This is a genomic window from Acidisoma sp. 7E03, from assembly GCF_054665075.1.
Genome location: NZ_BAAFHE010000004.1, coordinates 235,691 through 262,286, shown reverse-complemented (window position 1 = coordinate 262,286; position 26,596 = coordinate 235,691). Strand labels below are relative to the sequence as shown.

General features: G+C 67.1%; 27 protein-coding genes and 1 tRNA gene. 17 read left to right on the top strand and 11 right to left on the bottom strand.

Going from position 1 to position 26,596, the window contains the following annotated elements; genetic code table 11:
• Window positions 1-18 precede the first annotated feature (18 nt).
• On the bottom strand, window positions 19-1,728 hold the full coding sequence (locus tag ACYQ6W_RS08555; protein ID WP_459674748.1) for a methyltransferase domain-containing protein: 1,710 nt from the start codon (window positions 1,726-1,728) through the stop codon (window positions 19-21).
• 170 nt (window positions 1,729-1,898) lie between these two features.
• Here ACYQ6W_RS08555 and ACYQ6W_RS08550 point away from each other — a divergent pair, with 170 nt between their 5' ends.
• From ACYQ6W_RS08550 to ACYQ6W_RS08540, 3 genes are all read left to right on the top strand, one after another.
• Entirely contained in the window at window positions 1,899-3,374 is a 1,476-nt protein-coding gene (locus ACYQ6W_RS08550) for an NADP-dependent isocitrate dehydrogenase (protein WP_459674747.1), read from the top strand.
• A gap of 163 nt (window positions 3,375-3,537) precedes the next feature.
• Window positions 3,538-3,924: an MbcA/ParS/Xre antitoxin family protein gene (locus ACYQ6W_RS08545; protein ID WP_459674746.1), complete on the top strand. Its 387-nt coding sequence runs from the start codon at window positions 3,538-3,540 to the stop codon at window positions 3,922-3,924.
• Window positions 3,896-4,633 (top strand): RES family NAD+ phosphorylase, encoded by a 738-nt coding sequence (locus tag ACYQ6W_RS08540; RefSeq protein WP_459674745.1) that lies wholly within the window; start codon window positions 3,896-3,898, stop codon window positions 4,631-4,633. The genes ACYQ6W_RS08545 and ACYQ6W_RS08540 overlap by 29 nt, the downstream gene beginning before the upstream one ends.
• A 111-nt stretch (window positions 4,634-4,744) precedes the next feature.
• On the opposite strand, the gene ACYQ6W_RS08535 is transcribed toward ACYQ6W_RS08540, so the two are convergent.
• The 5 genes from ACYQ6W_RS08535 to ACYQ6W_RS08515 form a co-directional block, all read right to left on the bottom strand.
• Window positions 4,745-5,137 carry a gamma-glutamylcyclotransferase family protein gene (locus tag ACYQ6W_RS08535; RefSeq protein ID WP_459674744.1) on the bottom strand — a complete coding sequence of 131 codons (393 nt, stop codon included), beginning with the start codon at window positions 5,135-5,137 and terminating at the stop codon, window positions 4,745-4,747.
• 7 nt (window positions 5,138-5,144) lie between these two features.
• Window positions 5,145-6,554, bottom strand: coding sequence for a phosphoglucomutase/phosphomannomutase PgmG (gene pgmG, locus ACYQ6W_RS08530; RefSeq protein ID WP_459674743.1), 1,410 nt, complete (start codon window positions 6,552-6,554; stop codon window positions 5,145-5,147).
• A gap of 9 nt (window positions 6,555-6,563) precedes the next feature.
• Window positions 6,564-7,448: a UTP--glucose-1-phosphate uridylyltransferase GalU gene (gene galU / locus ACYQ6W_RS08525; protein WP_459674742.1), complete on the bottom strand. Its 885-nt coding sequence runs from the start codon at window positions 7,446-7,448 to the stop codon at window positions 6,564-6,566.
• Between the two features lie 141 nt (window positions 7,449-7,589).
• Window positions 7,590-9,860 (bottom strand): NADP-dependent malic enzyme, encoded by a 2,271-nt coding sequence (locus ACYQ6W_RS08520; protein WP_459674741.1) that lies wholly within the window; start codon window positions 9,858-9,860, stop codon window positions 7,590-7,592.
• A gap of 126 nt (window positions 9,861-9,986) precedes the next feature.
• Window positions 9,987-10,072 (bottom strand) — tRNA-Leu (locus ACYQ6W_RS08515).
• 24 nt (window positions 10,073-10,096) lie between these two features.
• Here ACYQ6W_RS08515 and lipB point away from each other — a divergent pair.
• From lipB to ACYQ6W_RS08470, 9 genes are all read left to right on the top strand, one after another.
• Complete coding sequence (gene lipB / locus ACYQ6W_RS08510) at window positions 10,097-10,822, top strand: lipoyl(octanoyl) transferase LipB (RefSeq protein WP_459674740.1); 726 nt, start codon at window positions 10,097-10,099, stop codon at window positions 10,820-10,822.
• Window positions 10,823-10,941: 119 nt separating this feature from the next.
• The gene (gene secY, locus ACYQ6W_RS08505) at window positions 10,942-12,291 is read left to right on the top strand and encodes a preprotein translocase subunit SecY (protein ID WP_459674739.1); all 1,350 of its coding nucleotides are present in this window, start codon (window positions 10,942-10,944) and stop codon (window positions 12,289-12,291) included.
• Complete coding sequence (locus tag ACYQ6W_RS08500) at window positions 12,288-12,974, top strand: adenylate kinase (protein WP_459674738.1); 687 nt, start codon at window positions 12,288-12,290, stop codon at window positions 12,972-12,974. Before secY ends, ACYQ6W_RS08500 begins: the two co-directional genes overlap by 4 nt.
• A 149-nt stretch (window positions 12,975-13,123) precedes the next feature.
• Window positions 13,124-13,501 carry a 30S ribosomal protein S13 gene (gene rpsM, locus ACYQ6W_RS08495; RefSeq protein ID WP_459674737.1) on the top strand — a complete coding sequence of 126 codons (378 nt, stop codon included), beginning with the start codon at window positions 13,124-13,126 and terminating at the stop codon, window positions 13,499-13,501.
• A gap of 102 nt (window positions 13,502-13,603) precedes the next feature.
• Window positions 13,604-13,996, top strand: a complete 393-nt coding sequence (rpsK, locus tag ACYQ6W_RS08490) for a 30S ribosomal protein S11 (RefSeq protein WP_459674736.1) — start codon at window positions 13,604-13,606, stop codon at window positions 13,994-13,996.
• Between the two features lie 94 nt (window positions 13,997-14,090).
• Window positions 14,091-15,110, top strand: a complete 1,020-nt coding sequence (locus ACYQ6W_RS08485; RefSeq protein ID WP_459674734.1) for a DNA-directed RNA polymerase subunit alpha — start codon at window positions 14,091-14,093, stop codon at window positions 15,108-15,110.
• 60 nt (window positions 15,111-15,170) lie between these two features.
• Window positions 15,171-15,602: a 50S ribosomal protein L17 gene (gene rplQ, locus ACYQ6W_RS08480; protein WP_459674733.1), complete on the top strand. Its 432-nt coding sequence runs from the start codon at window positions 15,171-15,173 to the stop codon at window positions 15,600-15,602.
• Between the two features lie 89 nt (window positions 15,603-15,691).
• The gene (locus ACYQ6W_RS08475; RefSeq protein WP_459674731.1) at window positions 15,692-17,065 is read left to right on the top strand and encodes a replication-associated recombination protein A; all 1,374 of its coding nucleotides are present in this window, start codon (window positions 15,692-15,694) and stop codon (window positions 17,063-17,065) included.
• Window positions 17,062-18,048, top strand: a complete 987-nt coding sequence (locus ACYQ6W_RS08470) for an RluA family pseudouridine synthase (RefSeq protein ID WP_459674730.1) — start codon at window positions 17,062-17,064, stop codon at window positions 18,046-18,048. Before ACYQ6W_RS08475 ends, ACYQ6W_RS08470 begins: the two co-directional genes overlap by 4 nt.
• Here the strand turns inward: ACYQ6W_RS08470 and ACYQ6W_RS08465 are convergent.
• From ACYQ6W_RS08465 to ACYQ6W_RS08445, 5 genes are all read right to left on the bottom strand, one after another.
• Window positions 18,045-18,659 carry a LysE family translocator gene (locus ACYQ6W_RS08465; protein ID WP_459674729.1) on the bottom strand — a complete coding sequence of 205 codons (615 nt, stop codon included), beginning with the start codon at window positions 18,657-18,659 and terminating at the stop codon, window positions 18,045-18,047. The genes ACYQ6W_RS08470 and ACYQ6W_RS08465 overlap by 4 nt on opposite strands.
• Window positions 18,656-19,609, bottom strand: coding sequence for an NAD(P)-dependent oxidoreductase (locus ACYQ6W_RS08460; protein WP_459674728.1), 954 nt, complete (start codon window positions 19,607-19,609; stop codon window positions 18,656-18,658). Before ACYQ6W_RS08460 ends, ACYQ6W_RS08465 begins: the two co-directional genes overlap by 4 nt.
• A 12-nt stretch (window positions 19,610-19,621) precedes the next feature.
• Window positions 19,622-20,452 (bottom strand): GNAT family N-acetyltransferase, encoded by an 831-nt coding sequence (locus ACYQ6W_RS08455; RefSeq protein WP_459674726.1) that lies wholly within the window; start codon window positions 20,450-20,452, stop codon window positions 19,622-19,624.
• On the bottom strand, window positions 20,453-20,974 hold the full coding sequence (locus ACYQ6W_RS08450) for a Fur family transcriptional regulator (protein WP_459674725.1): 522 nt from the start codon (window positions 20,972-20,974) through the stop codon (window positions 20,453-20,455).
• A 139-nt stretch (window positions 20,975-21,113) separates the two neighbouring features.
• Window positions 21,114-21,554 (bottom strand): Ros/MucR family transcriptional regulator, encoded by a 441-nt coding sequence (locus ACYQ6W_RS08445; protein ID WP_459674724.1) that lies wholly within the window; start codon window positions 21,552-21,554, stop codon window positions 21,114-21,116.
• Between the two features lie 207 nt (window positions 21,555-21,761).
• On the opposite strand from ACYQ6W_RS08445, the gene ACYQ6W_RS08440 reads away from it, so the two are divergent.
• The 5 genes from ACYQ6W_RS08440 to ACYQ6W_RS08420 are packed head-to-tail and all read left to right on the top strand — an operon-like array spanning window position 21,762 to window position 26,566.
• Entirely contained in the window at window positions 21,762-22,019 is a 258-nt protein-coding gene (locus ACYQ6W_RS08440; protein ID WP_459674723.1) for a sulfurtransferase TusA family protein, read from the top strand.
• Window positions 22,020-22,021: 2 nt separating this feature from the next.
• The gene (locus ACYQ6W_RS08435; protein ID WP_459674722.1) at window positions 22,022-23,140 is read left to right on the top strand and encodes a glycosyltransferase family 4 protein; all 1,119 of its coding nucleotides are present in this window, start codon (window positions 22,022-22,024) and stop codon (window positions 23,138-23,140) included.
• Window positions 23,140-24,432, top strand: coding sequence for an O-antigen ligase family protein (locus tag ACYQ6W_RS08430; RefSeq protein WP_459674721.1), 1,293 nt, complete (start codon window positions 23,140-23,142; stop codon window positions 24,430-24,432). The genes ACYQ6W_RS08435 and ACYQ6W_RS08430 overlap by 1 nt, the downstream gene beginning before the upstream one ends.
• A gap of 59 nt (window positions 24,433-24,491) precedes the next feature.
• Window positions 24,492-25,490: a CobW family GTP-binding protein gene (locus ACYQ6W_RS08425; protein ID WP_459674720.1), complete on the top strand. Its 999-nt coding sequence runs from the start codon at window positions 24,492-24,494 to the stop codon at window positions 25,488-25,490.
• Between the two features lie 8 nt (window positions 25,491-25,498).
• Window positions 25,499-26,566: a WD40 repeat domain-containing protein gene (locus ACYQ6W_RS08420; RefSeq protein ID WP_459674719.1), complete on the top strand. Its 1,068-nt coding sequence runs from the start codon at window positions 25,499-25,501 to the stop codon at window positions 26,564-26,566.
• Window positions 26,567-26,596: the final 30 nt, after the last annotated feature.

Genomic DNA, 26,596 nt, shown 5'->3' with positions numbered 1-26,596 from the left:
CAGGACATGGTCTGATCCTCAGGGTCGGAGATCAGGCACGCGGGCATAGAGCGCCTCCGTCAACTCCGCCCGGCGTTCGAGCAGGCTGCGGTACCATCGGATACGTGCGCCGACGCCATAGGCCTGCATGCGGCTTTCGGCCACCATGCGGCGGGCGGCATTGCCGATGTGCAGGCCGAGATCGGGCGCCGTCACCAGGCGGATGATCTTCTCGTAGAGATCGGCCTCGCTGCGGAAGATCAGGCCGGTCACGCCGTCTTCGATGGCGTTTTCATAGACCACGGGGCTCGCCAGGGCGACGGCGCGGGCCGCCGCGGATTCGATGAACTTCAGGTCCGATTTGGCGCGGTTGAAGGGCGTGTCGCGCAGCGGCATGAAGTTGATCTCGGACTTCGCGAGGATGCCGAGATAGGTGCGGTGGTCGGTCGTCGGCGTGAAGGTCTTGTGCGGCGTGTCCAGCGCGTCGAAGAAGCGTTGGTCGTGCACCACCTGAAACTGCAGCCGCTCGCCCAGCACAGAGGCGGCGGCATTGAGGGCGGGCATGAACGGCTGCCAGTCGGCCTCGCGGTTGATCGCGCCGAAGAAGAGCGTCAGGCGCTCCGGAGTGCCGAAATTGGCCGCCGGCAGCAGCTCGGGAATGGCGTTGGGAAAGACGGCGACTTCGGCGTTCTGCAGCCGGAGGGTCTCGGCCAGCACCTCGGTGCTCGTCTGCACGGCATGAGCGGCGCGGAAGTTCATCAGACTCTCGTCCTGCAGCTGCGGCATGAAGTCGGGAAAATCGTCGAATTCGGTGACGACGAGGAAGCCGCGCTCGTGCAGGTAGCGGAAGAGCTGGACGCCGTTATCGCCGAGCAGCAGGGGGCGGTGCAGCACGCAGATGCCGGGCTGGCGGTCGCTCGGCGGCGGGAAGGCGTCGATGTCGCCGACCTGCACGGTGACGGAGGGGTCGCTCTTCAGCGCGCGCAGCGGATAGAGCACGCGCACGTCGCTCACCGCACCAAACGGCTTGAGCATGGTGGAGCGGATGGCGATCGGCTGCAGCGGCGTGCGGCGGGCCCGCCAGATGTATTGCAGCGGGGCGCTGCGCGCCAGGAACTGCTCGCGCGAAACGCCCATCCCGTCCAGCACGGGCTTGAGTGCATCGGCGGCCGCATCCGCCCCCGCCTGATCGAAGATGCGCGGCGTCACGTCGCAGATCTGCAGGCCTGTCGCGCCCAGCGCCTTCTCCATGGTGGCGAGCGTGAACCAGCGCAGATGCGTGCGGTCGAGCACGCCTTGGTCCTCGTAATCGAAGGTGCCGTTGATCAGGCGGAGCGGCACGGACCAGTGCGCCGCATTCGGCACGCAGATCAGCATGACCCCGCGCGGGCTGAGGAGGGCGGCATGCGCCCGCATCATCGTCCATGGGTCCTGCAGATGCTCCAGCACGTCGCCGTAGATGATGCAGTCGTAGCCGCCGGGCACCTCGAAGGGCAGCGGGTCGCGCTCGACGTCGATGCACGCGACTTCGGACAGGCGGGAGGCGGCGACGCGCGCAGCCTCGGCGTTCGATTCCACACCGAGATACCGCGCACGGGGATTGATCTGGCGATAGGCGGCGCCGAGCATTCCCTTGTGGCAGCCGACGTCGAGGATGACGTCGGCATCGAGCGGAATGCGCTGCAGCAGGTCGGGATTGAGCGCGTCAGGGTAATCGGGGGCCATCATCCGGCCATCAGCAGAGCCCAAGTCCATTCTCCCATCGGCAGGGCCCGGCCCGCCATCCAGACGAAACGATCATGCCCGTCATGTTGCAGTGCATGATAAACCTGCATAGGTGTGTCGGCGTCATCTTCCTTTGCAGCATGCGCCGCTGACGCGCAAATACCGGCCGCTTCCACCCCATCGCAGGAGGCGTCATGGACGCGCAGACAGCACCCCACAAAGCCGTGAGCGGCGTGAAGACGCGGATCACCGCGATTCCCGGAGATGGCATCGGGCCTGAGGTGGTGCGGGCCGTGCAGCGGATCCTGGCGGCGGCCGGGGCGCAGATCGAATGGGAAGAAGCCGAGGCCGGGGCTGAGGTTTTCAAGCGCGGCATCGCCTCGGGCGCGCCGCAGGAAACCCTCGATTCCATCGCCCGCAACCGTATCGTGCTGAAGGGTCCGCTCGAAACGCCGGTGGGCTACGGCGAGAAGTCGGCCAACGTCACCCTGCGAAAATTCTTCGAACTGTATGGCAATATCCGGCCGGTCCGGGAGTTGCCCGGCATCCGCACGCCCTTCTCGGGCCGGGGGATCGACATGGTGATCGTCCGCGAGAACGTGGAGGACCTCTACACCGGCATCGAACACATGCAGACGGCGGGCGCCGCCCAGTGCCTCAAGCTGATCACCGAGCCGGGCTCAGAACGCATCCTGCGCCTGGCCGCTGCCCTGACGCTGGCGGAGGGCCGCAAGACGCTGACCTGCGCCACCAAGGCGAACATCATGAAACTCACCGAGGGCATGATGAAGCGGGTCTTCGAGCGCATCATGCCCGACTATCCGGCGATCACACCCACGCACATGATCATCGATAACTGCGCCCACCAGATGGTCATCGCGCCGGAACAGTTCGATGTGGTCGTCGCCACCAACATGAACGGGGACATCATCTCCGATCTCGCCGCCGGCCTCGTGGGCGGCCTCGGCGTCGCGCCCTCCTCCAACATCGGTGACCACGCCGCGATGTTCGAGGCGGTGCATGGTTCGGCACCGCAGATTGCCGGCAAGGACCTCGCCAATCCGACGGCGCTCCTGCTCTCGGCCATCATGATGCTGCGCCACATCGGCGATTTCGCCGCGGCGGAAACGGTTGAACAGGCGCTGCTCGTGACCCTCGAAGAGGGCCGCAACCTGACGGGGGACATCGCCCCCAAGGGGCAGGGCGTCGGCACCACCGCCTATACGGATCAGGTGATCGCTAATCTCGGTCGCACCAGCAGCCACGCATCCAGAGCGTACAAGCCGCTGACCCTGCCGGACTGGCCGGCTGGCGTCTGGCACCCGGCGCCGAAGACGCGGCAGGTGACCGGGCTCGACGTGTTCATCGAAACTGGTGTGGGGCCGGCGGAGCTCGCGGCGTCGCTTCAGGCTGCGGCCGCAGGCACTGGCCTCGGGCTCAAGATGATCGAGAACCGGGGCGTTCAGGTCTGGCCGGCGCTGAGCGGCCAGCCTTTCCTCGTGGATCTCTTCCGCTGCCGCTTCCTGCTCGACACGCCTGCTGAAAGCGCCGACGCGCAGATTGCCGCGCTGATGGCGGCGATCGGCGCCAAGCATCTCTGGATGCATGTCGAGAAGCTGCAGCGTTTTGATGGGAAGGATGGCTACACCAAGGCGCAGGGCGAGAACTGAGCCGCCCGCACCGCGGCGCGCCTTGACTGACGGAAAGCCGCCTTCGGGCGGCTTTCTGCGTTTTGCAGGCCGCACGTCCCTGTGCCAGGGGCCTTGCCGATCAGCGCCGGATGCCTTACTTTCCGAGGAAAGAAAACGCCGCAGAACTTTCAAAGGAAAGGCAATGATAGCCGATCAGGCCGCGATCCCTTCTTCCAGCGCGACGGAGGCGCAGGTCGTCGGCAAGGCCGTCACGCGGGCGGCAGATCATCTCGGCATCCCCAACCGGGCCCTCGCCCGTATCCTCGGCCTCTCAGAAGCGTCGATCTCGCGCCTACGGGCCGGTGAGTTCAATCTGCCGGCGGACTCCAAGGCCTTCGAGCTCGCCGTGCTCCTGATACGGCTCTACCGCGGGCTCGACGCCATCGTCGGCGGGGACACGGTGGCCGCGCGGTCCTGGCTGCGCGGGCCGAACACCGCCCTGCACGACAGCCCCTTCCAGCTCATCCAGACGGTCAGCGGACTGACCCAGACCGTGCAGTATGTGGACGCCCACCGCGCTCGCCTCTGAGGCCCGGCGCTGGGCGGGCGCCGCCTGGCGACTGGTCGAGAGCCAGGCGCGGGTCTCCACCATGAAGCTGGTGGACGATCTGGTGGAGCAGGAGATGCTGGAGCGGATCATCGACCGCTCCAAACCCAAATTCCCGCCGAGCTGCGCCGGGCTGGACTTCCTGCTCTTCACGCCTTTCCGCTACTGGCCTTATCCGTCGGGCAGCCGCTTCCGCCGCGCCCATCAGCCGGAGGGCTGCTTCTATGGCGCGACCGCACCGCAGACGGCGGTTGCCGAGGTCGCGTTTTCCCGCTGGCTCTTCTACGCCCAGTCGCCTGAGATGACGCTGCCGGCGAATGCGCTGGAGCACACCGCCTTCTCCGTCTCCGTCGAAACCGAGCGGGCGCTCGATCTCACGGCACCGCCGCTCGACCGCGACCGCGCACTTTGGACCGATCCCGTCGACTATGGTCCCTGCCAACAACTGGCGGACACCGCGCGCGAGGCCGGCATCGCGCTCCTCCTCTATTCCTCCGTGCGCGACCCGCGTCGGGGCATCAACCTCGCCCTCTTCGATCCGGCCGCCTTCGCCGCAAAGGTCCCGGACGCGCGCCAGACCTGGCGGTTCTTCGTGCGGCGCCACGCGGTCCAGGCGTTTTGTGAGATGCCACAAGAATCGATCGAATTCGCGGTGCGCGACTGGGCCGGCGACCCGCGCGTGCGGACATAGTTTCCGCCTGATCATGTCTTGGAAGTTGACAGCCGGCAACTACGACAGCGACTATTTCGTTTCTACATAGAACCAATTGATTTGGTTAGTTTTGATAACTAACCGCAATGGTCAGGCGTGGCGCGTGGCCGCCCGTTCCATGCGCACGCGGTCGGGATCGGTCGTGTCCTGCCACAGGCGACGGGTGACGGCCTTCGCCACCCAGATGCCGACCATCCGAGGCCTGTCACCGACGACGGCGCGGACGCGACGAAATTCGTAGGAGACGCCTTCATAGGCGACGAGCCGGGGACGCGCCGGGGCGGTGATGCGGGCGACGTAGCCTTCCACCGTCTGGCGCGGGTTGCGCGTGACGGAGGCGTAGCGGGCGTTCCAGCTGCCGATATGCACCCGCGTCCACCCCGGCAGCCGGGCCGGGCGGATCGTGCGGCCGATGCGGGGATCCCCCGCGATCTGACCCAGAAGGATCGGATCGCGGAGGGAGCCGTAGAGAAAGATCAGCAAGCGCCGATCAGTGGCCGGAGGCCGCGGCCTCGAAATCCGGCGCTTCGATGCCGGAGGCTTCGAGCTGCGCCACCAGCAGCGCCTTGAGCCGCTCCAGTCCTTCGGCGGTCTTCGCTTCGGCGCGGGCGACGAGCACGGATTGGGTGTTGGAGGCGCGCAGCAGCCACCAGCCGTCCTCCGTCTTCACGCGCACGCCGTCGGTCTCGGAGACGGACGCGCCCTCTTGCTTCAGCCGTGCCGCGACTTCCTGGATCACGGCGAACTTGCGCACGTCGTCGCATTCAAAGCGCAGTTCGGGCGTGTTGATCACCGTCGGCAGGGCCTCGTGGATCTCGGCGAGGCTGAGCGGGGAGCGCGCGGCGATGCCGATGAGGCGGACGGCGGCGTACAGCGCGTCGTCGAAGCCGTACCATTTGTCGGCGTAGAAGACGTGGCCGGACATCTCGGCCGCAAGCGGCGAGCCGGTCTCCGCCATCTTCGCCTTAATCAGGCTATGGCCGGTCTTCCACATCAGCGGCTCGCCACCGGCGGCCGCGATCTCGTCGAAGAGCACCTGGCTCGCCTTGACGTCCGAGATGATGATGGAGCCCGGGCGCTCGCGCAGCACGTCGCGCGCAAGAACCACGAGCAGCTGGTCGCCGAAGAAGACGTTGCCTTCGCCGTCCACCGCACCGATGCGGTCGGCGTCGCCATCGAAGGCGATGCCGAGATCGGCGGCGGAGCCCTTCACCGCGGCAATCAGCGCCTCGAGGTTCTTCGGCACCGTCGGGTCGGGATGGTGGTTCGGGAAATGCCCGTCGATGTCACCGAACATGATGGTGTGGTCGCCCGGGATGTGGGTGACGAGCTTCTTCAGCACCTCGCCCGCGGCGCCATTGCCGTTGTCCCACACGATCTTCAGCTTCTGCTCGCCGCCGTCATAGTCGCGCGCAAGGCGGGCGACATAGTCGTCGGAGAGGTCGACGGTCTCTTCGTGCCCGGCGCCTTCCTCCACCACGTCACCGGCGGCGGAGAGCTGGCCGAGCTCCGCGATGTCCTTCCCGAAGAAGGGCTTCTTGCCGACCATCATCTTGAAGCCGTTGTATTCCGGCGGGTTGTGGCTGCCCGTCACCATCACCGCGCCATCCGTGCCGCGGGTGAAGGCGGCGTAGTACAGCATCGGCGTTGGCCCGCGGCCGACGCGCAGCACGTTGATGCCGGAGGCCTTCAGCCCGTCCACCAGCGCACGCTCGAGCTGCGGCGAATGGGTGCGCCCGTCATAGCCCACGGCGACGATCGAGCCGCCCTTGCGAGCGATGATACTGCCGAAGGTCCGGCCGATCGCGAAGCCGTCCGCTTCCGTCAGGGTTTTTCCGACGACACCGCGGATGTCGTATTCGCGGAGCGAGGTCGGGTTGAAGCTGTGGGAAAATGCCATGGGAGGTCCTTACGCCGCGTCGCCAGTGTACTTCTTGAGGAAAGCGCGCACTTCGGGCGCGAGATCGGGCCGCGCGAGACCGAAGGCGATCTGGGCTTCGAGGAAGCCGACCTTGTCACCGCAGTCGAAGCGCTTGCCTTCGAAACGAAGCCCATGGAAGGGCGAATGGCCGATCATCTTGGCCATCGCGTCCGTCAGCTGCACCTCGTTGCCGGCGCCGCGCTCCATCTTGTTGAGATGGGTGATGACCTCGGGCATCAGCACGTAGCGGCCGATGATGGAGAGGTTGGAGGGCGCGGCTTCGGGCTTCGGCTTCTCCACCAGGCCGGTGACCTCGACGAGCGTGCCGTCGTCTTCGCCGGTTTTGAGGATGCCGTATTTGTTGGTCTGGTCGCGCGGCACTTCCACCACAGCGACGACGCTGCCCTCGGTCTCGTTATACGCTTTGGCCAGCTGGCTCATGCAGGGCGTGTCGGACAGCACGAGATCGTCCGGCAGGAGGATCGCGAAGGGGTCGTCGCCGATGAAGGTGCGGGCGCACCAGATCGCGTGGCCGAGGCCGAGCGGTTCCTGCTGGCGCACGGTGCTGATGGCGCCGGCCTCGAGCTGGGTCTTCTTGAGCTGCGCCAGGACCTCTTCCTTGCCGCGCTCGCTGAGCGTCGCTTCCAATTCGTAGGCAATGTCGAAATGGTCGATCAGCGCGGTCTTGCCGCGGCCGGAGACCATGCAGAACTGTTCGATGCCGGCGGCGCGCGCCTCGTCCACCGCATATTGAATGAGCGGCCGGTCGACGACCGTCAGCATTTCCTTCGGCATCGCCTTGGTCGCAGGCAGGAAGCGGGTCCCGAGGCCAGCGACCGGTAGGACGGCTTTGCGCAGGGGTTTGGCGGGCATCGCGTACCTCGGATCACAGAAGTTATTAACGGTTAGATAGGACTTGATACGAACGAGAAAGCAACCCTCTGGGACGCCTTCCCGCCGCCATTCGGTTTGACCCGCAGACGAATGTAGGGGGAACCGAAAAAATGCCGAGTCTCAACGACGTGAATTTGCTTCCGCGGCGGCGATGGCGCTGATGTTGATGATGGCGCGTGCGGTCGCCGTTGGCACCAGGATGTGCACGGGCTTGGTGAGGCCGAGCAACAGCGGGCCCACCTGCAGGCCGTCGCCCGAGGCCTTGATGAGGTTGAAGGCGATGTTGGCGGAATCCAGCGTCGGCATGATGAGGAGATTGGCCGTCCCGGTCAGCGTGCTGCCCTCGATGGCGCGGGCGCGGGTGGCTTCCGCCAGCGCCGCATCGGCCTGCATTTCACCGTCGACCTCGAGCTCGGGCATGCGCTCGTGGATGAGCGGCAGGGCCCGGCGCATCTTGCGCGCCGACTCCGTGTTGCTCGACCCGAAGGAGGAGTGTGAGAGCAGGGCCACCTTCGGCGTAATCCCAAAAGATGAGACCGCTTCGGCGGCGAGCGCCGTCATTTCCGCGACCTGCTCCGAGGTCGGATCGACGTTCATATGGGTGTCGCAGAAGAACAGCGGGCCTTCCTGCAGGATCACGGCGGTCATGGCGTAGATGCGCGAAGCGCCGGGCCGGCGCGGGATGATGGGCAGCGCAAATTGCAGATGGCGCCACCAATCGCCCGAACCACCGCAGACCGCGGCATCGGCGAGGCCTTCGGCGACCAGAAGGGAGGCGCACACGGTGGGCTGGCTGCGCACCAGGATGGCCGCGGCATCCGGCCGGATGCCGCGGCGCCCGGCCAGCGCCTTGTAGCGGGTGAGCAGCGGCGCGAAGACCTCGGTATCCCGCGCGGGGTCGAGGATGGTGACGGCCTGGTCGAGATCGAGCCGCAGGCCCATCTCACGCACCTTGCGCTCGATCGTGGCGCGCGCGCCGATCAGGATGGGCCGGGCGATGCCGTCATCCACCACCGTCTGCACGGCGCGCAGCACGCGCTCGTCCTCGCCCGCGCCATAGGCGATGGTGCGCAGGCTCTGCTGGGCAGCGGCGATGACCGGCCGCATGAGCTGGCCGGAGCGGTAGGTGAAGCGCTCCAACTCGCGCTTGTACTGGGCGAAATCCTCGATCGGCGCGCGGGCGACGCCGCTCGCATGGGCGGCGCGGGCGACCGCCGGCGCAATCTCCAGGATCAGGCGCGGGTCGAAGGGCTTCGGGATGATATAGTCCGGCCCGAAGATCGGCGCGGCGCCGCCATAGGCGGCCACCACCGTCTCGCTCGCCTCGATCCGGGCGAGACTGGCCAGCGCCTCGACCGCGGCCTGCTTCATCTCCTCGTTGATCGTGGTCGCGCCGCAATCGAGGGCGCCGCGGAAGATGAAGGGGAAGCAGAGGACGTTGTTGACCTGGTTCGGATAGTCGGAGCGGCCGGTCGCGATGATGGCGTCCGGCCGGTCCTCGCGGACGATTTCGGGCAGAATTTCGGGCTCGGGATTGGCGAGCGCCATGATCACCGGGCGCGGGGCGAGCTTGCCGAGCCATTCGCGCTTCAGCACACGTGGCGCCGAGAGGCCGAGAAAGAGATCGGCGCCTTCCAGCACCTCTTCCAGCGTCCGGGCTGGGATGTCCTTGGCGTAGCGGGCGAGGTTCGGGCCCATGTTGTTGCGGCCGCGATGGACCACACCCTCGATGTCGGTCAGGAAGACGTTCTCGACCTTCAGGCCCATGGTCACGAGCAAGTCGATGCAGGCGAGCGCCGCGGCGCCGGCGCCGGACGTCACCACCTTGATCTGGTCGAGGCTCTTGCCCTGCAGCTGCAGGCCGTTGCGCACCGCGGCGGCGACCGTGATGGCGGTGCCGTGCTGGTCGTCATGAAAGACCGGGATCTTCATACGCTCGCGCAGGGTCGCTTCGATCGTGAAGCATTCCGGCGCCTTGATGTCTTCGAGGTTGATGGCACCGAAGGTCGGCTCGAGGGCGGCGACGACGTCGCAGAAACGGTCGGGGTCAGCCGCATCCACCTCGATGTCGAAGACGTCGATGCCGGCGAATTTCTTGAAGAGGACGGCCTTGCCCTCCATCACCGGCTTGGAGGCGAGGGCCCCGATGTTGCCGAGGCCGAGGACGGCGGTGCCGTTGGAGATGACGCCGACGAGGTTGCCGCGCGCAGTGTAGAGCTTGGCGTCGTCCGGATCGGCGGTGATGGCCTGGCAGGCGGCGGCGACGCCGGGGGAATAGGCAAGAGCGAGATCGCGCTGGGTTGCCATGCGCTTGGTGGGCTCGATGGCGAGCTTCCCGGGGCGCGGATAGCGGTGATAATCCAGTGCCGCTTTGCGGAGATTGTCGTCCACCCTCGCCCCCTTCACGCCATCACGGCGCAGTGTTCAGGGTGCTATAAGACCAAGGGCGAAGCCGGCATGCAACCGCGGCTCCCGGGCCGAAGCCCGGGTTACAGCCATGAATTTTTAGGAAAAAGATGGTGCGGTCGAGAAGACTCGAACTTCCACAGGGTTTCCCCCACAAGCACCTCAAGCTTGCGCGTCTACCATTCCGCCACGACCGCATCGTGGGCGCCGCGATATAGCCAATGATTGAACCGGCAGCAACCGCCTATGCGCGGAATGACGCACGCGCTGAGGTGGAGCCAGATGCGCGTATGCGGTGGATGATCGCCGAGGGGCTGACCCCCTATCCCGCCGCGCTGGCCGAAATGGAGCGCGCGGTGCGCGCCATCCGGGCCGGAGAGGAGGCCGAGCGGGTCTGGTTCGTCGAGCATCCGCCGCTCTACACGGCGGGCAGTTCGGCAAAGCCCGAAGACCTGCAGGCGCCAGACCGCTTCCCCACCTTCCACCCGGGCCGCGGCGGGCAATGGACCTATCATGGCCCCGGCCAGCGGATCGGCTACGTCATGCTCGACCTCGACCGCCCGCACGGCACGGTCCCGCCGCGGGATCTGCGCGCCTATGTCCGCGGGTTGGAGGAATGGGTGATCCGCGCCCTCGACCGCTTCAACATCCGCGGCGAGCGGCGGGAGGGCCGGGTCGGTATCTGGGTCGCGGACCGGGCGGCCGGGACCGAGGCCAAAATCGCCGCCATCGGGGTGCGCGTCACCCGCTGGGTTACCTGGCATGGTGTCGCCGTCAATCTCGAACCCGAGCTTGACCACTTCGCGGGCATTGTTCCTTGCGGCATCCGCGAGTATGGGGTGACAAGCCTTCATGCGCTTGGGATTGCCGTGAGCATGGCCGAACTCGATGTCGCGCTCGCGGCCGCCTGGGCGGAGGTCTTCGGCAGCACCCTGGTGCGGGACTGACGGGACGCTCCGGCGGCTGCCGCCTCTGGGGCCGGCATGATGATGTTGATGTTGAGAAGACGCGCCGAGAGGAGCGGCAGGCTCCGGCCTCCTGCGCGTCGCATTGATGGGAACGTGGGATGGCCTCGGCGGCCGAACAACTTGCGGCAAATCTGAACTTCGGCACCTTCGCGAAGGCGACCGAACTGAAGAAGCGGATCTGGTTCACGCTCGGCGCGCTGATCGTCTTCCGCCTGGGCACCTACATCCCGGTGCCCGGCGTCGACCCTGCGGTGATGAGCCAGCTGATGACGCGCAACGGCGGCGGCATCCTCGGCATGTTCGACATGTTCTCGGGGGGTGCGCTCGGTCGTATGACCGTCTTCGCCCTCAACATCATGCCCTATATCAGTGCGAGCATCATCATCCAGCTCATGGCCTCCGCCATCCCGTCGCTGGAAGCCCTGAAGAAGGAAGGGGATAGCGGCCGCCGCCGCCTGAACCAGTACACCCGCTACCTCACCGCGCTCATCGCGATTTTCCAGAGTTACGGCATCGCCGTCGGGCTCGAGAGCATGCGCGGCAGCCTGGGAGCGGCGGTGGTCGATCCCGGCATGTTCTTCCGCTTCACCTGCGTCGTCACCCTGGTGGGCGGCACGATGTTCCTGATGTGGCTGGGCGAGCAGATCACCGCGCGGGGCGTCGGCAACGGCTCCTCGCTCATCATCTTCGCCGGCATCGTCGCCAATCTGCCGAGCGCCCTCGTCAACCTGCTAGAACTCGGCAAGACCGGGGCGCTCTCGCCCCTCTTCGTCATCGCCTTCATCATCGGCGCCATCGTCATCATCGGCTTCGTGGTCTTCATGGAGCGGGCGCAGCGCCGCATCATCATCCAGTATCCGAAGCGCCAGGTCGGTCAGCGCATCTATGGCGGCGAGAGCAGCCACATGCCGCTCAAGATCAACACCTCGGGCGTCATCCCGCCGATCTTCGCGAGCTCCATCCTGCTCATTCCGGCGACCATCATCGGCTTCTCCCATGCCGGCGCCGGCAGCCCGGCCTGGGTTCAGTGGCTGGCGGGCTCCCTCGGTCACGGCCAGCCGGTCTACATGCTGCTCTACGCCGCGATGATCATCTTCTTCTCCTACTTCTACACGGCGGTGGTGTTTAACCCTGAGGAGACGGCGACCAACCTGAAGAAGCAGGGCGGCTTCATCCCCGGTATCCGCCCGGGCAGCGCGACCGCCGCCTATTTCGACCGCATCCTGACCCGGCTCACCACCGTCGGCGCGATCTATCTCGTCATCGTCTGCCTGGTGCCGGAATGGCTCATCGGCCATTTCAGCCTGCCTTTCTACTTCGGCGGCACGAGCCTTCTGATTATCGTGTCCGTGACTATGGACACGGTGACGCAAATTCAGTCCCATCTGATCGCGCATCAATATGAAGGCCTGATCAAGCGGGGCCGCGGGCGGGGGAGAGGTCGGTGAACATCATTCTTCTGGGGCCGCCGGGGGCGGGCAAGGGCACGCAAGCCAAGGGCCTGCAGCTTCGCCACGGCATCGCGCAGATTTCGACCGGGGACATGCTGCGTGCGGAAGTCGCCGCCGGCACCGAGGTCGGCCTGCGCGCCAAGGAGATCATGGATCGCGGCGAACTCGTCTCCGACGACATCATCATCGCCATGCTGGGCAGCCGCATCGAGAAGGCGGATTGCGCCCACGGCTTCATCCTGGACGGCTTTCCGCGCACCGTGCCGCAGGCGGAGGCGCTGGACGTGCTGCTGGAGAAGCGCGGCACGCCGATCGACGCCGTGATCGAACTGCGCGTGAACGACGCCGTGCTGATCGAGCGCATCGCCGGGCGTTTCAGCTGCGCCAAATGCGGCGCGAGCTATCATGACGAATTCAAGCGGCCGAAGGCGGAAGGCACCTGCGACATCTGCGGCAGCCACGACTTCGTTCGCCGTCCGGACGACAAGCGTGAGGTCGTATCAGCCCGGCTCGCGGCGTACAACCGCCAGACGGCGCCCCTGCTGCCCTATTACGAGGCGCAGGACCGTCTGCGCATCGTCGACGGGCTCGCCGATATCGACGAAGTTGCCGGTGAGATAGAAGCGGCGCTCGAGACCCTGCCCAAGCGCGGAGTCTCCCATGCGCTCACGCAAAGTTGATCCACGGCGGTTGACTCTGAGTTAGGGGCGGAGCTATTCCGCACCTCCACCGATCGAGGGCAGGGGTCCTGGTCGGGTACTTTTTCTCGGCCATATCCGGGACGACCAGCTGAACGCGCCGAGCGTTCGGCGCTTGAGGAGTGTGAAGCGTGGCGCGTATTGCCGGGGTGAACATCCCGACCAACAAGCGGGTGGTCATCAGTCTGCGTTATATCTATGGCATCGGTCCGACCACCGCGGTGAAGATCTGCGAGCAGCTCGGGATCGCCGCCGAACGCCGGGTGAACCAGCTGTCGGAAGACGAGATCCTCCGTCTCCGCGAGCTGATCGACCGCGACTACCGCGTCGAGGGTGACCTGCGGCGTGAAGTCTCCATGAACATCAAGCGTCTGATGGATCTCGGCTGCTATCGCGGCCTGCGCCATCGTCGCGGTCTCCCGGTTCGTGGCCAGCGCACGCACACCAACGCCCGTACCCGCAAGGGCAAGGCGGTGGCGATCGCCGGCAAGAAGAAGGCGACCCGATAAGGGCTTCGGCCCTTCTCAGCGCCTTGACGTTGAACTCTATCCGACGTTTTGGCCGCCGGAGCTTCGCTGCGGCGGCCGCGTCATCAGTGACAGGATTGATCTATGGCGAAGCCCGCCTCGACTCGGCCCCGCAGGAAAGAGCGTAAGAACATCAGCTCGGGCGTGGCGCATGTCGCCGCGACCTTCAACAACACCGTGGTCACCATCACCGATGCCCAGGGCAACACGATCGCCTGGTCCTCGGCCGGCGCCCAGGGGTTCAAGGGGAGCCGCAAGTCCACCCCGTATGCCGCGCAGATGGCGGCGGAAGACGCTGGCCGCAAGGCCCGCGAGCACGGGATGGAAAACCTTGAGATCGAGGTGAGCGGCCCCGGTTCGGGCCGCGAGAGCGCGCTGCGTGCGCTGCAGACGGTCGGCTTCTCCGTCAGCTCCATCCGGGACACCACCTCCGTTCCGCATAACGGCTGCCGGCCGCGCAAGCGCCGCCGCGTCTGACGGAACATAAGGGCCGTCCTGTTGCCGGCGCGGCCGACCCCCTCCCCATCCGGGGAAGGGCTCGGCGCCCGGCTTGTTCTTTTAAGAGGCGAACGTGGTATTGCAGAGAAATTGGGAATCGCTGATCAAGCCCGAGAAGCTCGAAGTCGAGTCGGGTAACGATCCCTCCTGCGTCGCCACCGTCGTGGCGGAGCCGCTGGAACGCGGCTTCGGCATGACTCTCGGCAACGCGATCCGCCGCGTCCTGCTGTCTTCCTTGCAGGGTGCCGCCGTGACGGCCGTGCAGATCGATGGCGTGCTGCACGAATTCAGCACCATCCCCGGCGTCCGCGAGGACGTGACCGACATCGTGCTGAACGTGAAGCAGCTCGCGCTGCGCATGCATGGCGAAGGCCCGAAGCGCATGATGCTGTCGGCCACCGGCCCCGGCGAGGTGCGTGCCGAGCAGATCCAGGCCGGCCACGACATCGAGATCATGAACCCCGATCTGGTCATCTGCACGCTGGACGAAGGCGTGAAGCTGGGCATGGAGTTCACGGTCAACATCGGCAAGGGCTACGTCCCGGCCTCGGCCAACCGCCCCGAAGATGCGCCGATCGGCCTCATCCCGGTCGACAGCATCTATTCCCCGGTGAAGCGCGTCTCGTACAAGGTGGAGCCGACCCGCGTCGGCCAGGTCACCGACTACGACAAGCTTCTGCTGACGGTGGAGACCAACGGCTCGGTCACGCCCGAGGACGCGGTGGCGCTCGCCGCTCGCATCCTGCAGGACCAGCTGCAGCTCTTCATCAACTTCGACGAGCCGCAGCAGATGCGCCTCGAAGAGCAGCAGGACGACCTGCCCTTCAACCGCAACCTGCTTCGCAAGGTGGACGAGCTCGAACTCTCGGTCCGCAGTGCCAACTGCCTGAAGAACGACAACATCGTCTATATCGGCGATCTCGTTCAGAAGAGCGAGCAGGAGATGCTGCGCACGCCGAACTTCGGCCGCAAGTCGCTCAACGAAATCAAAGAAGTGCTGACCGCTATGGGTCTGTCTCTGGGCATGAACGTCCAGGGCTGGCCGCCTGAAAATATCGAAGACCTCGCCCGCCGGCTCGAAGAGCCGTTCTGACGCCCGGCTTTTCGCAACCGCATTTGATGTTCAGCACGCACAGGTCAAAGGACTGAAACCATGCGTCACGGTGTTTCCGGGCGGAAGCTCGGCGTTACCTCCACCCATCGCGCTGCCATGTTCCGCAACATGGCCGTCGCCCTGATCAAGCACGAGCAGATCACCACGACCCTGCCGAAGGCGAAGGAGCTGCGGCCGGTCGCCGAGAAGCTCGTGACCCTCGGCAAGCGCGGCGGCCTGCATGCGCGCCGTCAGGCCTACGCCCAGCTGCGTGACGAGACCATCGTCTCGAAGCTCTTCGACACGCTGGCCGAGCGCTACAAGACCCGCTCCGGCGGCTACACCCGCGTGCTGAAGGCCGGCATCCGCTACGGCGATGCCGCTTCCATGGCGGTGATCGAATTCGTCGACCGCGACATCTCCGCCAAGGGCCAGGACAGCGGCCCGAAGCCGGAAGTGGTGGCCGAGGACGAGGGCGCGACGGAGGAGTAATCTTCCCGCCGTCAGCTCAGGCTATAAGGAAAGGGCGGGCCGCAGGGCTCGCCCTTTCTGCTTTCCGACGCCGTTTCAGGATGTGATCCTTGGCCCGTTCTCCCGGCCCTTCCAGCGACCTCTTCGGTGCCGAGCCCGGCGGTGGTGCCGCACCCCCGACCCGCGGCCGCGCTTCCGCACGGAAGCTGCGCCCGCTTGCCGATCGGCTCCGCCCCCAGACCCTCGGCGCGGTCATTGGCCAGGATCACTTGCTCGGCCCCGAGGGTACGCTGACCCGTATGCTGGCGCGGGGCTCGCTCTCCTCCCTCATCCTCTGGGGCCCGCCCGGCGTCGGCAAGACGACGATCGCACGGCTGATCGCCGAGCAGGCAGGGCTGTTGTTCAGCCAGATTTCGGCGGTCTTCTCCGGCGTCGCCGATCTCAAGCGGGTCTTCGAGGAGGCGGCGCGCCATGCCCGCACCGGGGAAAGCATGCTGCTCTTCGTCGATGAGATCCATCGCTTCAACCGCGCACAGCAGGATGCCTTCCTGCCCGTGGTGGAGGAAGGCATCGTCACGCTGGTTGGCGCGACGACCGAGAACCCCTCCTTCGCGCTCAACGGCGCGCTACTCTCCCGCTGCCAGGTCTTCGTGCTCAAGCGTCTGGACGACGCGGCCCTGGGCCAACTTCTGGACCGGGCGGAGGCCGAGGTCGGCCGCGCCTTGGCGCTGACCGGGGAGGCACGGGCGACGCTCGCCGCCATGTCGGACGGTGACGGGCGCTATCTGCTCAACATGGTCGAACAGCTCTTCTCCCTGCCCGACGACCAGGTGCCGCTCGACCCCGAAGGGCTTGCCGATCTGCTGTCGAAGCGCGCCGCGCTCTACGACAAGGATCGGGAGGAGCACTACAACCTCATCTCGGCGCTGCATAAGTCCCTGCGTGGCTCGGACCCTGATGCGGCGCTCTACTGGTTCGCCCGCATGCTGGCCGGTGGCGAGGACCCGCGCTACATCGCCCGCCGCATCCTGCGCTTTGCCGCCGAGGATATCGGTATGGCCGATCCCCAGGCCCTGCTCGTCACCGAAACCGCCTGGACCACCTATGAACGCCTGGGCAGCCCGGAGGGCGAACTCGCCCTCGCCCAGGCCGTCGTCTATCTCGCGACGGCGCCCAAGTCGAATGCCGTCTACACCGCCTTCGGGGCAGCGAAACGGGCGGCGCGGGAGACCGGCAGCCTGATGCCGCCGGCGCATATTCTCAACGCGCCGACCAAGCTGATGCAGGAGCTGGGCTATGGCGAGGGCTATGCCTACGACCATGACCAGGAAGAGGCTTTCTCCGGACGCAACTACTTCCCCGACGGCATGGCGCGCACGCAGTTCTACCGGCCGGTGGAGCGTGGCTTCGAGCGCGAGATCGGCAAGCGATTGGATTACTGGGCGAAGCTCCGCGAGAAGCGCGAGCGGGAGCGAGGCGAATGAGTGCCGTGGAAGAACGCATCGTGACGGAGGATGAGGCGGACATTCGCCTCGACCGCTGGTTCCGCCGGCATTTCCCGGGGCTCACCCAGGGGGCCATCGCCAAGCTGTGCCGCACCGGGCAGATCCGCGTCGCGGGTCGCCGGGCGGAGGCCAATACGCGCCTCCAGCCGGGTGAGGCGGTGCGCGTGCCGCCTCCCGTTCATGCGGTGGCCGAGACCATGCCGCCCAAAGCCGAGACGGTGGTGGATGCGCGGCTGGTCAAGGATCTCGAGCGGATGATCCTCTACCGGGACGAGTGGCTGATCGTGCTCAACAAGCCGGCCGGCCTCGCGACCCAGGGAGGCCCGGGGATCACCAAGCATCTCGACGGCATGTTGGATGGTCTGCGGTTCGGCGCATCCGACCGCCCGCGCCTCGTCCATCGGCTGGACCGCGATACATCGGGCGTGCTGGTGCTGGCGCGCAGCCCAGGCAATGCGGCGAAGCTCGCGGCGAGCTTCCGCACCCGCACGGTCGAAAAGACCTATTGGGCCGTGGTGCTCGGCCTGCCGGTGCCGATGGAAGGGCTGATCGACCAGCCACTGAGCCGCACCCAGGGCCTGGGCGGCGCGCGCAGCGCCATCGCTCATCCCTCCGACCCCGAGGCGCAGAAGGCGGTGACGGAATACGAAACGCTGGATCATGCCGGGCGCAAGTTCAGCTGGCTCGGCCTCTACCCGCACACCGGCCGCACCCATCAGCTACGCGTGCATTGCGCGGCGATGGGCCATGCGATCCTCGGTGATACCGCCTATGGCGGGGAGAGCGAGATGGAGACGGTGAACGGCCGGCTGCATCTGCATGCCCGCGCGTTGCGCCTGCCGCATCCCGCCGGAGGCACGCTGACGGTGGCGGCCCCCCTGCCCGCCCATATGGAGGAAACCTTCCGCCAGCTCGGCTTCGTGGCGCCCGCGGCCGAGCCGCCGCGGCGGACGAAGGGCTAGCGGACGACCGCGAGCCTCAACCCGAAGGCGAGGAGGACACAGCCGGTGAGCTGATCCAACCGCCGGATGACCACGGGCCGACGCAGCAGACGGAGCAGCGGCACGGTCGCCCCGATCAGCAGGGCGAACCATAGGATCGACAGGCCGACATGCACGGCCGCGAGCGTGAAGGAATAGGCGGCGACGTCCGCATGCGCCGGGATGAATTGCGGCAGGAAGGTCACGTAGAAGACGCCGACCTTGGGATTGAGGAGGTTGGTGACGAGGCCGCGGCGAAAGGCGCCGGCTTGGCCAGCCTGTGACGCCTCCATCGTGAATGCGCCACGCGGCCGGAGTAGCAGGCGTCCGCCGAGCCAGAGAAGATAGGCGGCGCCCAGATAGCGCAGGGCGTCGTAGAGCCAGGGCGAGGCGCGGAGCAGCGCCCCGAGCCCGACGGAGACGGCAGCCCCCCAGGCGAGACAGCCGAGGCCGACGCCCAGCGCCGCCGCGGCCCCGGCGCGTGGCCCCCCGCTGGCGGCGGAGCGCAGGACGATCGCCGTATCCACGCCTGGTGTCACCGTCAGCAGCGTGGCGGCGGCGATGAAGGCCAGGAGCAGCGGCAGATCGATCATGCGCCGGCGACGACGATCCGCTCCGGGGGAACGGTATCCCCGGTGAGGCGCGCGACCACGCATTCGGCGGCCTGGATCGCCATCTGGGCGAGAGAGGCATGAGTGACGCCACCGACGTGCGGCGTCAGCAGGATGCGGGGATGGTGGCGGAAGGGGTGGTCGGCGGCTGGTGGTTCCGGCTCTGTCACGTCGATCCCGGCGCCGGCGAGATGGCCGGAGTCGAGGGCCGCCACCAGCGCGGCATCCTCGACCAGTCCGCCGCGGGCCGTGTTGACCAGATAGGCGCCGGTCGGCAGCCGCGCGAGGGTGGCGGCGTTGATCACGTGGCGCGTCGCCGGCGTCAGCGCCGTATGCAGGGACAGCACCTCGCTTTCGACGAGCAGAGCGTCCAGGCTCGGGAGGGGCCGGGCATGGGCGTAGACCGCGGGATCCGTCTGGCGGGAATGGGCCAGCACCTCCATGCCAAGCGCCTGCGCGAGCCGCGCCGTCTGCCGGCCGATTGCCCCCATGCCGAAGAGGCCGAGGCGGGTGCCGGCGATGTCCCGCATCCGCATGTCGCCGGGGCGCCAGGCGCCCGCCGCCATGCCGGCGCCCGGGATACCCTTGAGGAGGGCGAGGACCAGGGCGATCGTGTGCTCCGCGACGGCCAGCGCATTCGCCCCCGGCGCGCGGGTGACCATCAGGCCGCGGGCTTCGGCCGCTGCGAGATCGATGTCATCCGTCCCGGTGCCATGGCGCGCGATGATGCGGAGATCAGGCGAGGCATCCATTACCGCCGCCGTAAACCGGCCCTGGCGCCCAATGATCGCATGGACCCGAAGACGTCCAGCCTCTTCCGCCATCCGTGCTGGGGAGGGAAAGGCTTCCATCGTATGAACCTCGAGCCCGGCGGCTTCCAGGATCGCCATCCCCTCGGCGGCGAGGAAGGGAGAATTGACGAGAACCCGCATGCCGCCCACGGCTCAGCGCCGGTCGCGCTGCTCGCGCTCGAAGTGGCGGTAGTATTTGCCGGTGACGAGATCGGTCTGCACGACGACCGCGACGTCCGTCGTGTTGAACTGGTGGTCGACGACGGCGCCATCGCCCACGAAACCGCCGAGCCGCAGATAGCCCTTGATGAGCGGCGGCAGCCCGACCAGCACCTGCCGCGCGTCGATCGCGGCGGGGTCCATGCGTTGCATCTCGACGAAGCGGTGCGGCAGGGCACGGAGCCGGATGTCCGGCGGGGCTAGATGGTTGGCGTAGAGATAGGTGAGCGAGGCGGCCAGCTCGTCCACGTCCGTCCCCGGCAGGCTGGCGCAGCCGAACATCAGGTCGATGTTGTGGGTGAAGACATAGGCGGCGATGCCGCGCCAGAGCAGCTGCATCGCGGCGCGGCCGCGATAGGCGGCGTCGACGCAGGAGCGGCCGAGTTCCAGCACGCGGCCGGGAAACCGCTCGATGAGCGAGATGTCGTATTCGTCAGCGGAGTAGAAGCGGCCGATGGTCTCCGCTGCCTCGCGGCGGATCAGGCGATAGGTTCCGATGACGGAATCCGGCCCGTCGCCGAGATCATGGTCGACGACGAGGAGATGGTCGGCCACCGCATCATAGCGGTCGCTGTCGCGATGCCGCGCTTCGGTCGTGGCATCCGCATGTGCGCCGAGTTCTTCGTAGAAAACGCGGTAACGGAGCGCCTGAGCAGCATCCAGCTCCTCGGCCGTGCGGGCGATGCGCAGACCGAGATTGCCGGCGCGTAGTTCGCCGATGCCTTCCTCGGTATCGAGGCCGGCGAGGGGTTCTATCGAATTCACTTAGCGTCCATGACCGGCGGGGCCGGTGACAAGAGGGGGCGGAGACACGGCATCCTCGCTCGCACGCAGGCGGCCGCGCTTCTGGGCAGGCTTCTTGTCGGAGCTTTTGCTCTCTTCCTGGCGCTGACGGCCGAAGAGTTCCAGACGATGCGAGACGAGATCGAAGCCGAGCCGTGCGGCGATCGCGCGGATCGCCTCTTCCAGCTCGGGGTCGATGAATTCGATGACGCGGCCGGTGTCGACATCGACGATGTGGTGGTGCGGCCCTGGCGTCGCCGGCTCGTAGCGGGCCCGGCCGCCGCCGAAATCGTGCCGTTCCAGGATGCCGTTTTCTTCAAACAGCCGCACGGTGCGGTAGACGGTCGCGATCGACATGCGGTTGTCGAGAGCCACCGCCCGGCGGTACAGCTCTTCGACGTCCGGATGATCCGACGCTTCGGACAGGACGCTCGCAATGACGCGGCGCTGCCCCGTCATCTTCAGGCCCTTTTCGATGCACAGGCGCTCGATGCGCGACACCATCGGTTAGCTTCCGCTTCTATCCACGCCTCTCCGGCGGCTCCGCCGGCGCGCCCCCGCGGGAGCACCCCTCGGACCACGTCGGCCCGTTATAGGGGGAGCCGCCGGAGGAGGCAAAGACCTGCTGCGGGCGAGGCCCGCTTCAGCCGCCGCGGCCCGCGCGGCCGGAGCCTTTGACCGGAGCGCGCGGCTTTGTGCCGAGGCCGATCTTCTTGGCGAGGGAGGAGCGCTGCCGGGCGTAGTTCGGCGCCACCATCGGATAGTCGGGCGGCAGGCCCCAGCGCTCGCGATACTGTTCCGGTTCCAGATTGTATGCGGTCTTGAGGTGGCGCTTCAGCATCTTCAGCTTCTTGCCGTCCTCGAGACAGATGATGTAGTCGCCGAAGACGCTCTTCTTGATCGGCACGGCCGGCTGGGGCTTTTCCGTCGGCTCGGGCTGGGCTCCGACGTTGGACAGCGTGCGGAAGACGTCCTGGATGAGGCCGGGCAGGGCCTCGGGCGCCACCGTGTTGTGGGAGACGTGCGCGGAAACGATTTGGGCCGTCCAGCCAAGGACGCTGAGATTGGGCGTATCGTCTGACATTCTGCTATTCTCCAGGCTGGATGGTGGCCGCTTGCTATACGAGGACTAGATATTTCTTGGCCGAGCGCTCGTATAGACAGAATTCGGTCAATCCAGCGATGTTGTTTCGCGTGCCGGCAAAAACGTCAGCAGCGAGCGCTGCCCTGTCTACAGCGCCCTGAGCAGTCGAGGCAACATCCTTCACTCCCTGTCAAGTAAAGCATCATCATGACGACAAATACATCTTCGGCCGCATTTCTTGACGTGACCGCTGACACCTGCCCGATGACCTTCGTGCGCACCCGTCTCGCGCTCGAGAAATTGCCGGAAGGCGCGGTGCTGCAGGTGCGTCTGCGCGGCGCGGAGCCGCGGGAAAGCGTGCCGCGTATGGCCGAAAGCCAGGGTCATGCCATCCTGGAAACGATTCAATCGAGCCGTGATCCGGACTGCCTCGACCTCTTCATCCGGCGCGGTGCGAAAGCCTGACGGTGGCGACGGTCGAAGGGCGCTGCATTGCGACGGTCCTGCCGCCGCGCGAAGGCTTTGGGCCGCAGTCGGCGGGGGCCATCGCCCTGCTCCAGGCCCGTCTCGCCGATCCTGAGGCTGCACCGGACTCGCCCTTCACCGTGACTACGCTGGGCGCCGCCCAGCCGGGCCCGGTTTTCCCCCTGCCCTTCCTCCCCGTGCGCGAGGCGTGGTGGGCGTTCGGCACCGATGCCCGCTATGCGGCCGGCGTGCGGCGGGCGCTTCGCCCGATGCGGCCGGCGCTGGTGGAGGTGCACAACCGGCCGGATCTCGCCCGGCGCCTTGCGCGCTGGTTTCCGGCATGGCGCATCGCGCTGTTCCTGCACAACGATCCGCGCGGCATGCGCGGCGCCAAGACGCCGGCCGAACGCGCCGATCTGTCGCGCCGGCTCGGTGCCGTCGTCTGCGTTTCCCGCTTTCTCGCCGCGTGCTGGACGGAGGGAAGCCAAGGCCTGCCGCCCCCGCATGTGCTGCCCAACTGCCTCGACCTCGCGCGCCTGCCCGCGGCGCTGCCCGCGGAGGCGCGGCTGCCGCGCATCCTCTTTTCCGGCCGCATGGTGGCCGACAAGGGCGCCGACAGCTTCGTGGAAGCTTGCGGCGCGGCGCTGCCGGCGCTGCCGGGCTGGGAGGCGGTGATGATCGGCGCCGACCGCTTCCGACCCGACAGCCCCGAGACGCCCTTCACCCAGAGGCTGCGACCGCAAGCCGCCGCCACCGGTGTGCGGCTGCTCGGCTATCAGGATCACGAAACCGTCATGGAGGAATTGAGCCGCAGCGCCATTGCGGTGGTTCCCAGTCGCTGGCAAGAGCCCTTCGGCCTCGCGGCGCTGGAAGCCATGGCGAATGGCGCGGCCCTGATCGCGACGCGACAGGGTGGGCTCGCGGAGCTGGTGGAGGGGGCCGCGGTGACGGTTCCGGCCGGGGACGCGGCGGCGCTGGCGCGCGCGATCGTCACCTTGGCGCAGGATCCCGCGCGGCGTGCGGCGCTGGCGCGTGCCGGACTGGGTCGCGCCCGGGCCTATGATCTGCCGGCGGCCCGCCGGCGGCTGGACGAACTGAGGATGGAACTGCTGAGCCCGTGATGTCCCTCAAGCTTCTGATCGAGCGCCTCGCGCTCGCCACCATGCTCCTCGTCATGCCGGCGCTGCTCCAGGGCAGGGCGCTGGCCGACGTGCTCATGACGATCACCGCCGTCCTCTTCCTCCTCCATTGCGGGCTGACCCGGCAATGGGGCTGGGTGCGCCGGGGCTGGGTGCCCTTCGCCGCTGCCTGGTGGGTCTGGGAGATGCTCTGCTCCCTGCCGCTGCACCCGGTGCTGCATGGGGACTGGCCGTCCTTCGTGCAGGCCGCCGTGATGGTGCGCTTCTTCGTCTTCGCGGTCGCCATGGAATTCTGGCTGCTGCGCGACCCGCGCCCGCGCCGCTGGCTGCTCTGGGTGGTGCAGGCGGTGGCGGCCTATATCGGCCTCGAATGCTATTTCCAGTATGCGACGGGCCGGAACACCTTCGGCGACGGCCGCTTCGTGGATGGCGAGCTGACCGGCCCCTTCTTCAAGCCGCGCGCCGGGCCCGAATTGGTGCGCATCCTCTTTCCCGCTTTGCTGCCCCCGGTGATGGCGCTGATCGCCCGGCGCGACTGGCTGTGGCGCGCGGCGGGCCTCCTTCTCGCCGGGCTCGGCATCGCCGTGATGGTGCTGATCGGCCAGCGCATGCCGGTGCTGTTGACCGGCCTCGGCCTCGTCGTCGCCGCGATCCTGCTGCCGCGGCTTCGCCCCGTCGCCATCGGCGCCGTCGTCATCGGCGGTATCGTGCTCGCCGCCTCCCCCATCATCTCGCCGCCGACCTATTACCGGCTGGTCGAGAAGTTCAGCGCCCAGATGGACCATTTCCAGACCAGCCCCTACGGCTATCTGTGGCGCCGCGCGGACGAGATGACCGAGCAGAACCCCATCTTCGGTCTCGGCTTCAACGGCTTCCGGCGGGACTGCACCGAGCCGCGCTATTTCGTGGGCTGGAGCAACCGGCCCGAGCATGACGGCGGTGGCGCCGGCATCTGCAAGCAGCACCCGCATAATTTCTACACCCAGGCGAGCACGGATGGCGGCTATCCCGGCCTCTTCCTCTTCGCCCTGATGTGCCTCGCCTGGCTGCGCGGCATCGGGCGCGGCCTGTGGCGCAACCCCGACCCGTTGCGGGTCGGCCTCTTCGCCGCCGCCATCGTGCATCTCTGGCCGATCGCCTCGACCAGCGCCTTCACCAGCCTGCCGGTGAGCGGCTATTTCTTCGTCATCCTCGGCTGGGGCTGCGCGGAGACGCGCTGGCGCCTTCCCTCGCCTGCGCGGGATGCGGGGCGGGGTCCTTCCCCGGCGGAATGACCGGACCGATATAGTCCTGTATAGACGTCCGTTCTGTCCTCGTGACTGGAGTATTGTCCATGCCCGATACCGTTGCCGATAAAGCTGCCGGCCTTGGCCAGGATCTCGTGCCCGTCACCGTCCTCACGGGCTATCTCGGCGCCGGCAAGACCACGCTGCTCAACCACATCCTGACCGAGAATCACGGCCGCAAATACGCGGTAATCGTGAACGAGTTCGGAGAGCTCGGCGTGGACAACGACCTCGTCGTCGATGCCGACGAAGAGGTCTTCGAGATGAACAACGGCTGCATCTGCTGCACCGTGCGCGGTGACCTTATCCGCATCGTCGCGGGTCTCATGAAGCGCCGCCAGAAGTTCGACGGCATCATCATCGAGACGACGGGCCTCGCCAATCCGGCGCCGGTGGCGCAGACCTTCTTCGTCGACGAAGGCGTGCGCGCGAAGGCGCGGTTGGACGCCATCGTGACGGTTGTGGATGCGAAGAACCTGCCGGCGCGGCTGGCCGATAGTGCCGAAGCCGCTGCACAGATCGCCTTTGCCGACGTCATCCTGCTCAACAAGGTCGATCTCGTGACGGCCGACGAACTCGTCGCCGTCGAAGCGCGCATTCGCGCGATCAACGCGCTGGCGCCGATCGTCCGCTCGGAGAAGTCGAACGTGCCGATCGAGACGGTGCTGGAACGCCGCGCCTTCGATCTCAACCGCATCCTCGCCCTCGATCCGGACTTCCTCGAGTCTGACGAGCACGAGCACAACGAAGACATCAACAGCATGAGCTTCACGGTCTCGAAGCCCCTCGATCCGCAGAAGTTCAACGCCTGGATCGGGACTGTGCTCAACGCCCAGGGGCCGGACTTGCTGCGCACCAAAGGCATCCTGGACTATGCGGGCGAGAACCGCCGCTTCGCCTTCCAGGCCGTGCACATGATCGCCGATGGCGATTTCATCGGCCCCTGGAAGGAGGGCGAGCCGCGGCAGAGCCGCATCGTCTTCATCGGCCGCAACCTCAACCGTCCGCAGCTGCGCCGCGGCTTCGAATCCTGCCAGGCGGGTTGACCGGCCCGATGCTCGCTGCCCAGACGCCCCTGCGGGACAATCTGATCGAGACGCGCGGCATCTCCCGCGCGCTCGATGGCTTCGTCGTCCAAACCGCCTTCGATCGGGGGGGCAGCTTCGCGGCCTTCGGCCTCGGCGACGGCACGGTGCATTTCGCGCCGCTGACGGAAGGCGCATCCGACTGGACATCGGTCATGGTGCATGACGGCGCCGTCCTCGGCCTAGCCGCCGACGTTCTGCCCGGCGGCGTGGTGACGGGCGGCGACGATGGCGATTTCCGCCGGGTACGCGAGGATGGCGAGGCCGTGACGCTGGGCGACCTCGGCTCGAAATGGGTCGAGCATGTCGCGAGCTATGCGCCGGGCCGCGGGCGGGAGAAGGACATGCCCATCCTCGCCTGCGCGGCCGGCCGCCAGGTTCATCTCTTCGATGCGAAGGGCCAGCGGCTCAAAGTGCTGGAGCATCCCTCCACCGTCACGGGCCTGAGCTTTGACGGGCGTGGCAAGCGGATCGCGGCCTCCCACTACAATGGTGCGAGCCTCTGGTTCGTTGCCGCCAAGACCGATGCGCCTCGGCGTCTGGACTGGAAGGGCAGCCATATCGGCATAGCGTTGCATCCGGATGGCGAATCCGTGGTCACCGCCATGCAGGAGAATGCGCTGCACGGCTGGCGCCTGTCGGACGGGCAGCACATGCGCATGAGCGGCTATCCCTCCAAGCCGGAAAGCATCTCCTTCTCCCGCTCCGGCCGGTGGCTCGCCTCCTCGGGGGCGGACACTATTGTGCTCTGGCCCTTCTTCGGCGGCGGTCCCATGGGCAAGCCGCCGTCGGAACTTGCCGGTGGCGCCAATGTCCTCGTCACCCGCGTGCTCTTCAACCCGAAGCAGGACGTGGTGGCTGCCGGCTTCGCCGATGGTCGCGTGGTTCTGGCCGAGGTCGAGTCCGCGCGCATCCTGCCGGTCTGCCCGCCCGGCCATGGCTCGGTCTCCGCACTCGCCTGGAACGATACCGGCAGCCATCTTGCCTTCGGCACCGAAGAAGGCTTCGCTGGCGTCGTCGATCTGTCCAAGCGCTGAGGCGCGGCCCCGCTTGGCCGGATCACGGAG

What these genes read in the sequence shown, in the direction of transcription:
- ACYQ6W_RS08550 (WP_459674747.1), top strand. Translation starts at nt 1,899, where the DNA reads ATGGACGCGCAGACAGCACCCCACAAAGCCGTGAGCGGCGTGAAGACG.
- ACYQ6W_RS08545 (WP_459674746.1), top strand. Translation starts at nt 3,538, where the DNA reads ATGATAGCCGATCAGGCCGCGATCCCTTCTTCCAGCGCGACGGAGGCG.
- ACYQ6W_RS08540 (WP_459674745.1), top strand. Translation starts at nt 3,896, where the DNA reads ATGTGGACGCCCACCGCGCTCGCCTCTGAGGCCCGGCGCTGGGCGGGC.
- pgmG (WP_459674743.1), bottom strand. Translation starts at nt 6,554, where the DNA reads ATGGCATTTTCCCACAGCTTCAACCCGACCTCGCTCCGCGAATACGAC.
- galU (WP_459674742.1), bottom strand. Translation starts at nt 7,448, where the DNA reads ATGCCCGCCAAACCCCTGCGCAAAGCCGTCCTACCGGTCGCTGGCCTC.
- lipB (WP_459674740.1), top strand. Translation starts at nt 10,097, where the DNA reads ATGATTGAACCGGCAGCAACCGCCTATGCGCGGAATGACGCACGCGCT.
- secY (WP_459674739.1), top strand. Translation starts at nt 10,942, where the DNA reads ATGGCCTCGGCGGCCGAACAACTTGCGGCAAATCTGAACTTCGGCACC.
- rpsK (WP_459674736.1), top strand. Translation starts at nt 13,604, where the DNA reads ATGGCGAAGCCCGCCTCGACTCGGCCCCGCAGGAAAGAGCGTAAGAAC.
- rplQ (WP_459674733.1), top strand. Translation starts at nt 15,171, where the DNA reads ATGCGTCACGGTGTTTCCGGGCGGAAGCTCGGCGTTACCTCCACCCAT.
- ACYQ6W_RS08470 (WP_459674730.1), top strand. Translation starts at nt 17,062, where the DNA reads ATGAGTGCCGTGGAAGAACGCATCGTGACGGAGGATGAGGCGGACATT.
- ACYQ6W_RS08465 (WP_459674729.1), bottom strand. Translation starts at nt 18,659, where the DNA reads ATGATCGATCTGCCGCTGCTCCTGGCCTTCATCGCCGCCGCCACGCTG.
- ACYQ6W_RS08460 (WP_459674728.1), bottom strand. Translation starts at nt 19,609, where the DNA reads ATGCGGGTTCTCGTCAATTCTCCCTTCCTCGCCGCCGAGGGGATGGCG.
- ACYQ6W_RS08450 (WP_459674725.1), bottom strand. Translation starts at nt 20,974, where the DNA reads ATGGTGTCGCGCATCGAGCGCCTGTGCATCGAAAAGGGCCTGAAGATG.
- ACYQ6W_RS08445 (WP_459674724.1), bottom strand. Translation starts at nt 21,554, where the DNA reads ATGTCAGACGATACGCCCAATCTCAGCGTCCTTGGCTGGACGGCCCAA.
- ACYQ6W_RS08440 (WP_459674723.1), top strand. Translation starts at nt 21,762, where the DNA reads ATGACGACAAATACATCTTCGGCCGCATTTCTTGACGTGACCGCTGAC.
- ACYQ6W_RS08430 (WP_459674721.1), top strand. Translation starts at nt 23,140, where the DNA reads ATGTCCCTCAAGCTTCTGATCGAGCGCCTCGCGCTCGCCACCATGCTC.
- ACYQ6W_RS08425 (WP_459674720.1), top strand. Translation starts at nt 24,492, where the DNA reads ATGCCCGATACCGTTGCCGATAAAGCTGCCGGCCTTGGCCAGGATCTC.
- ACYQ6W_RS08420 (WP_459674719.1), top strand. Translation starts at nt 25,499, where the DNA reads ATGCTCGCTGCCCAGACGCCCCTGCGGGACAATCTGATCGAGACGCGC.